The organism is Oryzisolibacter propanilivorax, from assembly GCF_900103645.1.
In the GTDB taxonomy this organism is placed as follows: domain Bacteria; phylum Pseudomonadota; class Gammaproteobacteria; order Burkholderiales; family Burkholderiaceae_C; genus Melaminivora; species Melaminivora propanilivorax.
Genome location: NZ_FNHP01000006.1, coordinates 185523 through 198896 on the forward strand (window position 1 = coordinate 185523; position 13374 = coordinate 198896).

General features: G+C 73.7%; 8 protein-coding genes. 1 reads left to right on the forward strand and 7 read right to left on the reverse strand.

Translation table 11 applies throughout. From position 1 onward, the window contains the following. Window positions 1-117: 117 nt before the first annotated feature. Window positions 118-1053, reverse strand: a complete 936-nt coding sequence (locus BLQ61_RS11530) for a DMT family transporter (protein ID WP_091570268.1) — start codon at window positions 1051-1053, stop codon at window positions 118-120. A gap of 169 nt (window positions 1054-1222) precedes the next feature. After that, entirely contained in the window at window positions 1223-3577 is a 2355-nt protein-coding gene (pbpC, locus tag BLQ61_RS11535; protein ID WP_091570269.1) for a penicillin-binding protein 1C, read from the reverse strand. Window positions 3578-3728: 151 nt separating this feature from the next. Here pbpC and BLQ61_RS17610 point away from each other — a divergent pair, with 151 nt between their 5' ends. Continuing rightward, complete coding sequence (locus BLQ61_RS17610) at window positions 3729-4001, forward strand: DUF3079 domain-containing protein (protein WP_245704002.1); 273 nt, start codon at window positions 3729-3731, stop codon at window positions 3999-4001. Here the strand turns inward: BLQ61_RS17610 and BLQ61_RS11545 are convergent. The 5 genes from BLQ61_RS11545 to BLQ61_RS11565 all read right to left on the reverse strand — a co-directional run bounded on the left by BLQ61_RS11545 (window position 3974) and on the right by BLQ61_RS11565 (window position 13308). Beyond that, on the reverse strand, window positions 3974-4852 hold the full coding sequence (locus tag BLQ61_RS11545) for an endonuclease/exonuclease/phosphatase family protein (RefSeq protein WP_091570272.1): 879 nt from the start codon (window positions 4850-4852) through the stop codon (window positions 3974-3976). The genes BLQ61_RS17610 and BLQ61_RS11545 overlap by 28 nt on opposite strands. A 19-nt stretch (window positions 4853-4871) precedes the next feature. Further along, complete coding sequence (locus tag BLQ61_RS11550) at window positions 4872-5579, reverse strand: HEPN domain-containing protein (protein ID WP_175488275.1); 708 nt, start codon at window positions 5577-5579, stop codon at window positions 4872-4874. Window positions 5580-5656: 77 nt separating this feature from the next. Then, a complete protein-coding gene (locus tag BLQ61_RS11555) occupies window positions 5657-6031 on the reverse strand; it encodes a tRNA-binding protein (RefSeq protein ID WP_091570274.1) in 375 nt (124 codons plus the stop codon). Beyond that, window positions 6028-7275 carry an alpha/beta hydrolase family protein gene (locus tag BLQ61_RS11560; protein WP_091570277.1) on the reverse strand — a complete coding sequence of 416 codons (1248 nt, stop codon included), beginning with the start codon at window positions 7273-7275 and terminating at the stop codon, window positions 6028-6030. Before BLQ61_RS11560 ends, BLQ61_RS11555 begins: the two co-directional genes overlap by 4 nt. A 42-nt stretch (window positions 7276-7317) precedes the next feature. Beyond that, on the reverse strand, window positions 7318-13308 hold the full coding sequence (locus tag BLQ61_RS11565) for an alpha-2-macroglobulin family protein (protein ID WP_091570279.1): 5991 nt from the start codon (window positions 13306-13308) through the stop codon (window positions 7318-7320). Window positions 13309-13374 lie beyond the last annotated feature (66 nt).

Consider the following 13374-nt stretch of genomic DNA (forward strand, 5'->3'; position numbering starts at 1 on the left):
GCGCTTGAAGAAAATTCGCGCCAGCCGCCTGTCATGCGGTGCCGCTCACTTCATATCGGCCCAGTGGCGTACCGCCATCCACCGCCCAGCTGCCGACTGCCCTCTTCTCGCCCGCTGCTAGCGCGACCGCGCCAGTGCCACGCCGGCGATGGTCAGTGCAAAGCCGGCCAGCTGCGCCAGCGTCAGGGTCTCGCCCAGCAGCGCCCAGGCCTGCAGCGCCGACAGCGGCGGCACCACCAGCAGCAGCGCGGCGGTGCGCGTGGCCTCGCCATGGCGCATCAGCCAGATCAGGAGCGTCGCGCCGCCGACCGACAGCACCAGCACCGCGTACGCCAGGTAGCCCCACAGAATGGCCGAGCCGTCCCAGCGCGGCGTACCCACGGCCAGGGCCATCAGCGCCAGCACGCTCACGGCGCCCAGGTTCTGCAGGCAGCTGGCGCTGCGCAGGTCGCCCGCGGCCAGCGGCAGCTTCTGCACCATCGCGCCCACCGTGAGCGACAGGATGGAGCCGATCGCCACCAGCACCACCGGCAGGGGCAGCGCGTCCAGGCCGGCCTGCGCCTGCAGGCGCGGCCACAGCACCAGCGCCACGCCGCCAAAGCCCAGCACCAGCCCGGCCCAGGCGCGGCCCGGCAGGCGCTGGCGCAGCACCAGCACGGCGATCAGCGCGGTAAACAGCGGCTGCAGCGCGCCGATCAGCGCCATCACGCCCGCGCCCAGGCCCTGCGCCATGGCCCACCAGCTCGGGCCCAGGTACAGGCCGCTCATCAGGGCGCCGGCCGCCAGGTGCAGGCTGATGCGTCGCGCCCCGCGCGGCCAGGGCACGCGTGCCAGCCACGCCGCGCCGGCGAACAGCAACGCCACCAGCGCGAAGCGCAGCGCCAGGAACCAGAACGGGTCGGCATGCCGCCCCACGTCGCGCCCGACCAAGAAGCCCGACGACCAGATCAGCACGAACGCCAGCGGCGCCAGCAGGTGCGGGCCAGCGCCAGGAACGGTGGCATGTCGGGGCTCGGCGACGCGGCCGGAGGCCGGAAGGTGTGGTGGGGCCATGGGAACCAAGGAAGAAAAGCCCTCAGGCGGGCCGATGCGGGAGCAGCGGAGCGAACGGGCATGGAGCGCCGACGCGGGCGCGCCAGACGCGCCGGCGGTCGTCCAGGCAGCCACGCACGCCCCAGGGCCGGCCAGCACCGCCGAAGACGCAATTGTCTCGTGCCCGCCATCAGCGCCGGGCCGCACGCACGCCGGCGCCGCGCACCTCGATGCGCACGCTGTCCAACACGTGGCCGCGCGTGTCCACCAGTTCCAGCGTGTGCCGGCCCGGCCACGGCAGCCAGCCGGCATCGGAGCCCTGCGCCACCGCCTGACCCTGGATGCGCCAGGCCAGCGCCTGCCCCGCCGGCGTGTCCTGCGCCAGCAGGCGCAGGTGCTGGTGCGCCGGCGGGATGTCGGGGTCGAGGGCGATGATGGTGCCCGGCGCCGGCAGGGCGATGCGCGCGGTGGGGGCCTGCGCCGCCGCAGCCGCGGCAGTGGAAGATTTCAAGTCTTTTTGGCCTCCGGCCCTTGTTCCACCCGGGCTCCCAGCTCCTTTATCCATAGCAAACAGCGCCTGCTGCGTGCCTGCCAGAAACCATTCCTGGCGCGGGCTCTCCAGCCAGTCGCCAGCGGGCTGCGCGGCGGCGAAGCGCACCGCCTGGCGCACCACGCCGCCCGGCGGCTTCGGGGCGCGGCTGGGCAGGTCGCGGTGCAGCCACTGCATGAGCTCGGCCCACACCGGCGCGGCGCCGCTGGAGCCGCTCACGTCGTGCATGGCGGCGCCGCTGGCATTGCCGACCCACACCGCCACGGTGTAGCGCTCGGACCAGCCCACGGCCCAGTTGTCGCGCATGTCCTTGCTGGTGCCGGTCTTCACCGCCGTCCAGAAGCGCGTGCCCAGCACGCTGTCGGTGCCGAAGGTGCGCACGCGCGCGTTCGTGTCCGAGAGGATGTCGCCGACGATGAAGGCGGCGGCGGCATCCAGGGCCTGCACGGGCCGGGGCGGCGGGGCTGCCGGCTCCATGCGGGACTGGGCGCCGCCCGCATTCGTCCTGGTGGCTGGCGCCGTGCCGGTGGTGCCGCGCCTGTTGACCCCCGCGCCGGTGCTGCCCGGCCGCTCAGCGGCTGCCGCGCGCAGCCGCACCGGCGTGAAGCGCCCGCCGTTGGCCAGCGCCCGGTAGGCGTTGGCCAGGTGCAGCAGCGGCACCTCGCTGGCGCCCAGCGCCAGGCTGTAGCCGTAGTAGCCGGCGCCTTGCGCCAGCGGCAGCCCCAGCGCGCGCAGCTGGGCGTAGAACGCATCGGGCGTGACCATGACCAGGGTGCGCACCGCCGGCACGTTCAGTGACGCCGCCAGCGCCGTGCGCACCGAGACATGGCCCTTGAACTGCCGGTCGTAGTTCTGCGGCACGTACAGCCCGCTGGCGGTGGGGATGTGCGCGGCCGAGTCTTCGACCAGCGACGCGGCGGTGAGGCGCCGCTCGGCGATCGCCTGGGCGTACAGGAAGGGCTTCAGCGTCGAGCCCGGCTGGCGCGGCGCCAGCACGGCGTCCACCTCGGCCGCCTGGCTCAAGGGGCCGGACGAGCCGACCCAGGCCAGCACCTCGCCGCTGCGGTTGTCCAGCACCACCAGCGCGCCGTCCTGCACGTGGCGCCCAGACAGTTCGCGCAGGTGGCGCGCCAGCAGCCCGGCGGCCACGCGCTGCAGTGGCGCGCTCAAGGTTGTGCGCTCGCCGCGCCGCGCGGCGTCCGGCCCGGCGGCGCGCAGCCACTGGCGGGCGTAATGCGGCGCGATGCCGGTGCTGGGCGCCCAGCCGCGGCGCTGCAGCGCGCCTTCGGTGAACAGGTCCAGCGCATCGCAGTCCACGCGCGTGCCGGCCTGCATGTCGCGCAGCACGCCGCAGGCGCGGCGCGCCACCACGGCGGCGCGCGCATTCGGCGCGCGTACCAGCGCCGCGGCCACGGCCGCCTCGCGCGCGTCCAGGCCATGCGCGGCCTTGCCGAACAGCGTGCGCGCCAGCGCGTCGATGCCCACCAGTTCGCCGCGCAGCGGCACCAGGTTCAGGTACGCCTCCAGGATCTGGTCCTTGCGCCAGCGCCGGTCCAGCACCTGTGCGGCCACCGCCTGGCCGAGCTTTTGCGCCGCGCTGCGCCCGCCGGCGCCGGCACGCCAGTCGTCATCGAGCAGCCCGGCCAGCTGCATGGTGATGGTGCTGGCGCCGCGCGTGCGGCGGTTCCACAGGTTGGCCCAAGCGGCGGCGGAGACGGCCGCCCAATCCACGCCGCTGTGCGCGTAGAAGCGCCGGTCCTCGCTCAGCACCAGGGCGGTGCGCAATGCCGGCGAGATGTCGGCCAGCGCCAGCCAGTCGCCGCGGCGCACGCTGTCGTCCAGGCGCACGCGCTGCAGGGGCTCACCCTCGCGCGACAGCAGCTGCACGTCGGACGGCCGGTGCGCTGCGCGCACCTCGTCGAAGGTCGGCAGCGCCCGGGCGGCGGGTGCGGCCAGCAGGCACAGGAGCAGCAGCAGGATCGGCAGGCGGCGCATGGGGCAAAAACGGCGGCAGGCAATGGGCGGGAACAGGGCGCTTCAGCAACCGCTGCCGGCAATGGTAGGCGCAAGCCCACTGCAGCGCCCTGCCCCGCTTGCTTGATGCACATCAAAACCGCACCGCGCGCATGTTCCCAGACTGCCCGGCATGGCCTCCACACCCGGCCCGCGCCGCAAGAAATTCCCCGTCAATCCCGCCCACCCCGAGCGCACCTGCTGGGGCTGCGACCGCTACTGCGCGGCCGACGCCATGCTGTGCGGCAACGGGTCGGAGCGCAGCCAGCACCCGGCCGAGCTGTTCGGCCCGGACTGGGCTGAGTGGCTGCCGCCCGAGGAGGGCGGCGGCGCGGCCGAAGCCAATGGCGCGGCGGGCGCCGGAGACGGCACCGGCGGTCAGCCCAGGGACAGCAGCACGGGCTGATGGTCGGAGGCCTGCGTCTGGCCGTCGATCCGCACCTCGCGCACGCGGCCCTGCAGCGAATCGCTGACCCAGACGAAGTCGCAGGCGATGGGCGCCTTGGCATAGCGCCGCTCGTACAGGCAAAACGTCGGCGGCTGGGGCGTGCCGGGGTGGCGCAGCGCCCAGGCGTCGTGCAGCGGCACCGCGCCGGCGGCGGCCCAGCCGGCGGCCTCCTCGCTCGACAGCGGCGCGGCCAGCGCGGCGTATTCCGGGTCGTGCGCCTGCAGATTGAAGTCGCCGCACAGCACGGCGTGCGGCGTGTGCACCTGGGCCTGGAAGGGCGTGCCGTCGTCCTCGCCAGCGGCTGGCTGCGCCGCATGGGCGCACGCCTGCAGGTGCAGCGCGCGCAGGCGGCGCGCCTGGGCCATGCGCTGAGCGTGCGAGTAGTACTCCAGGTGCGTGGCCATGACGCGCACCGGCCCCAGCGTGGCGTGGTCCACCGTCAGCACGCTGCACAGGCGCGGCATGCTGCTGCGCACCTGCGGATCGAACGGGTATGGCAGCAGGTGGTGCTGCAGCTGCAGCACCGGCAGGCGTGTGGCGATCAGGTTGCCGAAGCGCTGGCGGCCGGCACCGGTCCAGGCATCGACCGCCGCGCCGAAGAAGACCTGCCAGCCGGCGGGCAGCAGCGCGCGCACCTCGGCTTCCTGGTCGCCGGGCGCGCCGGGCAGGCGCGGAAAGTCGACGGCGATCTCCTGCAGGCACAGCACGTCCACGTCGCCCAGCGACAGGGCGTGCCGCACGATGCGGGCCACGTCCACGCGGCCGTCCATGCCGCGGCACCATTGCGTGTTCCAGGTGACGAGCTGCATGTGCTAGGCCTTTCGGGTTTCAGTCGTGCACCACCGGGTAGAACGGCCGGCCATGAAATTGCCCGGGGTGGCGCATCATGACGTCCAGCAGCACCGGCAGCACGCGCGCCAGCAGCGCCCGGCCGTCGCGCACCTGGGCGCGGTTGACCGAGCTGCTCCAGGTGGCGCCGCCGTGCATCAGCTGGTTGCGCAGGGTGTAGAGGCGCACGAAGACTTCGTAGAGCACGCGCTCGGTGTCCTGGTGCGCCAGCGCCCGGTGCACGCGCTGGCGCGCCTCGTCGAAGGACTCGCGCCAATAGGTGGGCGTGCTGCCGTCGGCGCGCGGGTTGTTCAGCGCGTCCCAGAACGGCTGGAACAGGTAGCGGTTGTCCAGCAGCACGCGCACCGGGCCGGGGAAGACCTGCCAGACCAGCGCCTCCAGCGCACGGTCCTCGTCCAGCCGGCAGACCTCGGTCAGGAAGTTGCGAAAGCGCTGCTGCTCGGACGTGCTGCCCACCGCCTGGCCAGCGTCCTGGGCGTAGGCAGCGTTGAAGGCGATCCACAGGGCGATGAAGGCCACGTCGTCGTCCTCGCCCGGCTGCGTCTGCTGCGCGCGCTGCAGCCAGCTCAGGGCGCGGTGCATGCGCAGCGTGAAAGTGTTGCGCTCGCCGGCGACCAGCGTTTGGTGGCGCAGCGCCAGGCTCTCCAGGGTGGGGGCGGGTGCGGCAGAAGCAATGGCAGCGGACATGGCAGCAGGCAGCGCGTGGATCGTGCCGCCATGATGCCGTACTGCAGCCGCCCTACCAGCCGGCGCTGCGCCTCGCGTCACAGCAGCCGCGTGCCCGGCTCCACCGCGTGCTCGGGCACGCACAGCGTGACGGCGCCCTGCGCATCGTGCAGGCCGGTCACCAGACATTCGGACATGAACGGGCCGACCTGCCGCGGCGGGAAGTTCAGCACCGCCAGCACCAGCTTGCCCACCAGCTCCTCGGGGGTGTAGTGCGCGGTGATCTGGGCGCTGGACTTGCGCTGGCCGATCTCCGGGCCGAAGTCGATCCACAGCTTGTAGGCCGGCTTGCGCGCTTCGGGGAACGCCTCGGCGCGCAGCACGCGCCCGACGCGCAGCTCGACGCGCAGGAAGTCGTCCCAGGTGATCGGAGCCGGCACGGGCGCCGGCGGCAAGGCGTCCGCCTGCGTCATAACCCGCGCGACGTGCGCTGCATCACGTCGATGGCGTAGGTGAAGTACTCGGGCACGCACTGCAGGTGCCCGGACGGCTGGGTGCGCACGCATTCCTGCAGCGACACCGGCGCGCCGCGCGTGGCGGCCAGCGTGTCGTAGGCCGACAGGCCGGCGGCGAACGGCACGGTCTGGTCCTGGCGGCCGTGGAACAGATAGACGGGCGCGGTCGGCGTCCAGCCCCAGTGCACGCTGCTGAACTCCTTCAACTCGTCCTGCCGGTCGGCCAGGTACAGGTCGATGAAGCGGCCGTCGTAGTCCACGTCGGCGTCGCCAGGCAGCAGCGCGCGCATCAGCAGGCGACGCACCTCGGCGCGCAGGCTGCTGCCCAGGTGGCGCAGCGTGCCGGGCTTGAGCAGCCAGGCGATCTCCGGGCGCTCGTCCTGGACGCGCTGCAGCAGCCCGTCCAGCGTGGCCTGCACGTCGTACGGCCCGGCGCCGGGCACCGAGGCCTGCAGCTGCGCCAGCAAGGGGTGGCCGCTGCGCTCCATCTCGCGCTGCGCGGCCATGGTGGCGTAGCCGCCTTCGGAGTAGCCCACCAGGTACAGCTGGCCGGTGTCGGCCACGGCGTTCTGGCGGCGCCAGGTCTGCGCGGCGGTGAGCATGTCCAGCACCGCGCGCGCCGTCGGGTGCGCCTGCAGGTAGGGGTGGGTGCGTGCGTTGCTCTCGCCGAAGCCCACGTAGTCGGGCGCGACGACGATGTAGCCCAGCGAGGCCAGCACGATGGGCGGCTCGGCGGGCTCGAGTTTGCGCGACGGGGCGTTGTCGTTCTGGAAGGTGGTGGCGTGCTGGTAGCCGATGACCGGGCTGGCCGCGTTCGCGCCCTTGTCCGGCAGCGCCACCAGGCCGGAGGCGCGCACCAGCGTGCCGTCCTTGTCCTCGGTCAGATAGGTCAGGCGCCAGGTGCTGACGCTGTAGCGCGGCGCCACCTCGGGCACCTTGCTGTGGTCTTCCGCCAGCGCAGCGCTGATGACGCGGGGCGTGATGCTGGCGCCGCCGGCCAAGCGCTCGGCGTGCAGCAGCTCGCCCAGGCCCTGGGGCGCAGGCGCCGGAGTCGGCGGCGGCACGGGAACCTGCTTGTCATCGTCATCGCCGCCGCCACCGCAGGCCGCCAGCGTGGCGGTGGTGGCGGCCAGCGCCGCACACTGCAGCCAGCGCCGCAGGCCACGGCGTTGCTCGGGATTGAAGGGAAGAAAGGCGTTCATGGCAGAAATCCTGGGGACATATCCTGGAGGGGCAGTCGCGCTTCAGCGCGCCGGCTGCACCGTCACCCGCGCGTTCGGCGCCTCGCCGTGCATCTCGGGCGCGTACAGCGCCTCGACGCGGCTGGCGGGCAACTGGAAGGTGCCGGCGTTGTTCAGCCGCACGGTGTACTGCATTGTCACCGTGCCCTTGGGCAGGTGCTCGTAGTAGCTGCGGAAGGCCTCGAAGCTGCGCTCCTCGTAGGCCGGCCAGCCGGCGCCCTCGCGCGGGCGCTCGTCCTGGGTGGCGATTGCCGAGTCGCGCCCCAGGCCGCTGCCCAGGATGGTTGCGCCGGCCGGGATCGGGTCGGTGATGGCCACCCAGGTCATGTCGGCGCTGCCGGTGACCTCCAGCGTCACGCGCAGCACGTCGCCGCGCCGGTACTGGCCGGCGGGCAGCGCCGGCTCGGCCGGGTCGACGGGCGTGACGGTCTTCTTGATGGAGAACCCGGCCGAGAACGGCGCGGCCAGCGGCACCGCCGCCAGCGACTGCAGCGTCAGCCACGGCTTGCCCGGGCCCTGGTGCGTGACGGACAGCTGCTGCGCGCCGCTGCCCCAGGGCAGCAGCATCTGGTTGCCGATCAGCTGGCCCGGCGCGGCCGGGGCGCCGTAGTGGCTGGCCTGGTGCTCGGCGCCCTGCGGGTCGGCGCTGGTGGCGCGGCGCACGCGCGCCCAGTCCACGGCGGCGCTGGCCGTGCCCAGAGCGGCGCGGGTGCTGCCGGCCACCGGCACGGACTCGAAACGGGCGCTGAAGCGCTCCAGCGCCAGGCCGCCCCACAGGTTGGCGGTGGTGGTGTGCCAGGCGCCGCCCTGCTGGCGCGCGATGAAGCCGCTGGCCAGGCGCGGCAGGTCGTCCTGCCAGCCCGGCTCGTCCAGCACTGCCAGAAGCAGCCGTGCCAGGTTCACGTCGCCGCCCTGCATCAGCCACCACCAGGCATCGCTGTCCTCGGTGGCGAAGCCGACGCGGCTGCCCTGCCAGGACAGCCGCGCGCGCAGCACCTGCTGCGCCTCCTGCAGGCGCTGCTCGCGCTGGGCGATGCCTTCCACCCGCTTGAGGATCAGCAGCCAGTCGATGACCGCGTGCGTCGGCCACTGCTGCGGCGCGATGGCGATGCTGGCCAGCATGCGCGCCTGCGCCTGGCCGTAGCGCGACAGCGCCTCGATGGCGGCCAGCTTGCGCACGTCCAGATCCTTGCGCGGGCTCCAGAAGTCGCGCTGGATGCGCCCCTCGACGAAGGCGATCAGGCCGCGCTGAAGCGGCGCGCGCACCTCGGGCGGCAGGGCGAACTCGGGGTGCAGCGCCGCGGCCTCGTGCGACGCCGCCAGCAGGTAGGCCGTCAGCGTGTCGCTGCCGCGATGGCCGCTGCCCTGGCGCGGCGGGAAGTACTGCGCCAGTCCGTCCTCGTCCAGGTAGGTCGGCAGGCGCGCGACGATGCCCTGCCACAGCGCAGCGTCGCGCAGGCCCACGGCGCGGCTGGCCTGCTGCTCCAGGCAGCTGTACGGGTAGCGCGCCCACCAGTCGCGCACGCCCGGCAGGCCCTCGGCCAGCTTCGGGCTGAACGCCAGGCGCACGCCGCCACGGCCCGGCAGCGCGCCCGCGGGCGGCGCCACCTCACGCTGCAGCGCGCCGTCGACCTGCACCAGCGTGGCCTGCTGCACGCTGACCGGCACGGCCGGCAGCACGTGTTGGCTCACTTTCAGCGCGTCGCGCGCGCCGGAGGTCTCGTCGCGCGCCTCGATCTCCCACAGCAGCTGCGCGGCGCGGGTGTCGGCCAGCGCCTCGGGCACGGCCACGTCCCAGCCGATCTCGCGCGCCTCGCCCGCGGGCAGGTCGAGCTGCTGCGCGGGCAGCTCCAGCAGCGTGGCGCGCGGGCTGGCCTGCACCCGCATCGCCTTGGTGGTGGTGTTGCGCAGCGTGAGCTGCGCGCGGAAGCGGTCGCCGGTGCGCACCAGCGGCGGCAGGCCGCTGACGATCTGCAGGTCCTGCGTGGCGCGGATGCTGGCCGCGCCGGTGCCGAACAGCCCGGTGCCGGCGTCGGCCACGGCGACGATGCGGAACGTGGTGAGCGCGTCGTTCAGCGGCACCGTGACCTTCGCCTGGCCGTTGGCGTCGAGTTTCAGCGCCGGCTGCCACAGCAGCAGCGTGTCCAGCAGCTCGCGCGTGGGCGCGCGCCCGCCGCCGCCGCCGGCCGGCACCGCCTTCTTGCCGTAATGGCGCCGGCCGATGATCTCCATCTGCGCGGTGGAGGTTTCCACGCCCCACGGGCGGCGCGCCAGCATGGCGTCCAGCAGGTCCCAGCTGGTATTGGGCATCAGCTCCAGCAGCGCCTGGTCGACCGCCGCCAGCGCCATCTCCGCACCGGCCGCAGGCCGGCCGTCCGGCAGGCGCGCGCTCACCGTGACCTGGGCGCGGCCGCGCACCGGGTAGCTGTCCCGGTCGGCCTGCACCTGCACGGCCAGGCGGTGCGCGGCGGCGCCCACCTGCAGCTCGGCCACGCCCAGGCGGTAGGCGGGCTTGGCCAGGTCCACCAGCGCGGTCGGCGCGACGTATTCGCGCCCGTCGTGCCAGAAGGCCTGCCACCACTGGCGCGGCGTTCTGTAGCCCCAGGTGAAGAAGCTGTACCACGGCACCTCGTGCAGCCGGCCGCGCAGCGCCAGCACGCTGACGTACACGTTGGGCGCCCAACTGTCCTCGATCTTCAGCTCCAGCGTCGGGTCGCTGCCGTGCAGCTGCACCACGCGCGTGTCGATGATGCCCTCGCGCTCCACCGCCACCAACGCCGTGGCCGAGCGAAACGGCATGCGCACCTGCAGCCGCGCGGTCTCGCCGGGCTCATAGCGCTTTTTCTCGGGCAGCAGGTCGATGCGGTCGTGGTCCTCGCCGCCGAACCACAGCTCGCCGCGGCGCGTGACCCAGATGGAGGTAGCGGCCTCGGCCTCGTTGCCGTCCTTGTCGCGCGCGCTGGCGACCAGCTCGACCTCGCCGGGGTCGTCCAGCTTTACGTCGCACAGCAGCAGGCCGCGGCTGTCGCTCTTGCCAGTGCAGACGATGCCCAGCTCCTTGGTCTGCGACTGGTTGTCGTAGCTGTAAAAACCCCCTACCAGGCGCTTGCGGCTGGTGCGCGTGCTGCGCGCCACGGCCTGCACGGTCAGCGGCACGCCGGCCAGCGGCTTGCCGTCGAGCGACAGTGCCAGCGCCTGGAAGCGCGCGCGCCCGGCCGCCGAGGCCCAGCCCTCGGCCTTGATGCCCGCGACCAGCGCCGCCGGCCACAGCGTGCGCGTGCCTCGCAGCGTCTGCACCTCGCCGCTGGGGTCGGCGTAGGTGGCCTCCAGCACCAGCTCTTGTGGCTGGCGCGAGGGCGGCAGGCCGTCGATGCTGGCGCGGCCGGCGCCGGCCTGATCCAGCACCAGGGGCAGCTTGTCGGCCACCACGCGCGTGTCCTGGCGCGCGGCGGGCTCCTCGTCATCGCCCCCTTCGCCGCCCGCATCCGGCCGGCGCCGGGGCTGGAAGCTGAAGTCGTCGTAGCCGTCGAACTGCAGGTACCGCCCCTGCACCATGGCCGACACGCGCACCGGCAGCCGCGCCGCCGGGCCGCCGGCTACGTAATGCACCTGCACGTCGGCCTGCACGCTGCGCGCGCGCACCAGCGGCTGCTTGCCGGCCGGCGCGATGCTGCCCTGCAGCACCGGCAGGCGGAACTCCTCCACCCGAAAGCTGCCGCTGTCGAAGCTGGGCATGCCTTCGCCGCCGCGCAGCGTCACCTGGTACAGCCCCAGGCGCGCGGCCGGCGGCACCTTGAACTCGCTCTCCGCGCTCAGTCCCCCGGTGGCGGTGCGGCGCCACGCCAGCGCCTGGGTGAACTCCTGTCCGCTGCCGACGTGGGTGACGACCAGCTGGCCCGGCCGGGCCTGGGGCAGGCCGAAGCCCTGCGCCGTCTGGCTGCGCAGCAGGTGCTTCATCGACAGCGTCTCGCCGGCGCGCAGCAGCGTGCGGTCGAAGATGGTGTGCGCCAGCGCGTCGGGGCGGGCGTCGCTGCTGGTGGGCAGGTTGAAGCGCCAGGGCTCGATGCCGCGCTGCCAATCGCTCCAGGCGAACGCCAGGTCGTCCCCGGCGCGGGCGCTGACGAAGTAGGCGCGGCGCCATTCGCCCTCGCCGCTGCACTCGAGCGGTTCGGGCGACAGGCCGTCCAGGCGCGCCACGCCGTGCGCGTCGGTGGTGGCGCTGGCCAGCGCGCGACCGTCGCAGGACGAGACCTGCACCCGCGCGCCCGCCACCGGCTGGCCCTTGTCCAGGCTGGTCACCCAGGCCAGGGCGTTCTCGCGCCCCAGCTTGAAGTGCACACCCAGGTTGGTGACCAGCGCGCCGGTGCGCACGTACATCGTGCGCGCGTCGCCGTGGCGCGCGTCCAGCAGCGCCGCGCCCAGCAGCGGCGAGGCGATCTCGACCACCGAAAAACCCGGCGGCAGCGGGATGCCGACGACCTCGAACGGGCGCGGGTCGCCTTGAGCCGGCACGGGCAGCTCCAGCTGCTGCACGCCGGGCCGGCCGGCCAGCAGCGACAGCATGCGCGACTGCACTTGGTCGTCGTCGCTCTCCAGCGCTGACGGCAGAGTGCCCTTGACCTCTCGCCGCGCCTGCTTGCGCGAGACGCTGAACTGGTCGTAGCGCTCCAGCCGGCGCAGCCAGGCAATGATGTCCGCGTCACCCTGCGGCTGCAGCGTGCCGACCTGGCTCTTGGGCGCGCTGCCCGCGCCCGGCTGCAGGGCCTGCACTGCCAGTTGCGCCTCGACGTTGCGCAGCGTGACGGGCAGCAGCGCCGGGCCGTCCGGGCCTTCGGCGTAGCGCTCGACGATGCCGAACGGCGCGGCGGCGAACTTGGCCAGCGGCGGCATGGCGCCGGTGGCGACCTCCATCGGAAAGTTCTGCGCGTTGCGCGGCGCGCGCCCGGCGTCGTCGCGCAGGTCGGCCGGCAGCGTCAGGGTGTAGCGCGCCTGGGTGGCGAAGGGCGGCGCGAAGGTGATGGAGCGCACCGCCGCATCCTGCTTGGCGCCCTCGTCACCCTCGCCTTCGCCTTCCAGGCGCGGCGTCAGGGTCTGGCCCGCGCCCTTCAGGCGGATGGCGCGCGCCAGCTTGGCCGGCACCGGCGCGTTGAAGCTCACACGCATCGGCCGGATCGGCAGGCAGCCGGACTGGGCGTTCTCGCGTTCGCAGGAAAAGTCCACCGCGAACGGCTCGCGCACCCGGTAGGCAAAGCGTTTTTCCACGCGGTTGCCCACGCCGCTGGGCGTGGCCACGCCGGCGCCGAAGACCAGCTGCAGCCGGCTGCCGGCGGTGAGGCGGCGCGCGCAGCTCAGCGCGGCGTAGCGCTGCGGCGCCCGCTCGGCCGCCTGGGCGACGCGCGCGCCGGCCAGCACCTGCTGGCGCTCCTTGCCCTGCAGCAGGCGCACCGGGATGCGCTCGCCCACGCCGTCGGCCACGCACCAGACATGCTCGGCCAGGCTGGCCGGCGTGGCCGCGCCGCTGAGCTGCAGCACGAAGGCCTGCTCCTCGTCGATCTCCTGCCAGGTACCGGGGCGCACCTGCTGCACGAACGGCCCGCCGGTATTAAAACGATAGCTGGACACCCCCGCCAATACTGCGCCAGAGCTGGATTTGAACCCTGTGTTGGCGCTGGCCTTGCAGCGCACGCCGGGCGGCAGGTCCTGCGCGAACTCCCAGACCCATTCGCGTTCGCTGTTCCAGCGGCCGGTGCCGCGTGCGGCGTCCGCGTCGCTGCACGACACGGTGAACGGCGCCGGCGCGCGCGCATCGCCGAACTGCACCGCCGGCGCGTCGAACTTGGCGACCACTTGGCGCACCTGCGCCACCTCGCCCTGAGGCGACAGGCTGGTCACGGACAGCGCCTGCGCCGCGCCGGCACCCACCAGCAGACTCAACAGGGCCGCATGGCGCGCGGTGCGAGAAAAAGCGGGAGCAGCAGCAGCGGCGGCGGTCATGCGCGTGTCCTTGTGGTCGGGCAGTCATGGCGCCCGGCGGCACGCGCGGCGGCCGGGGTCGGGGCG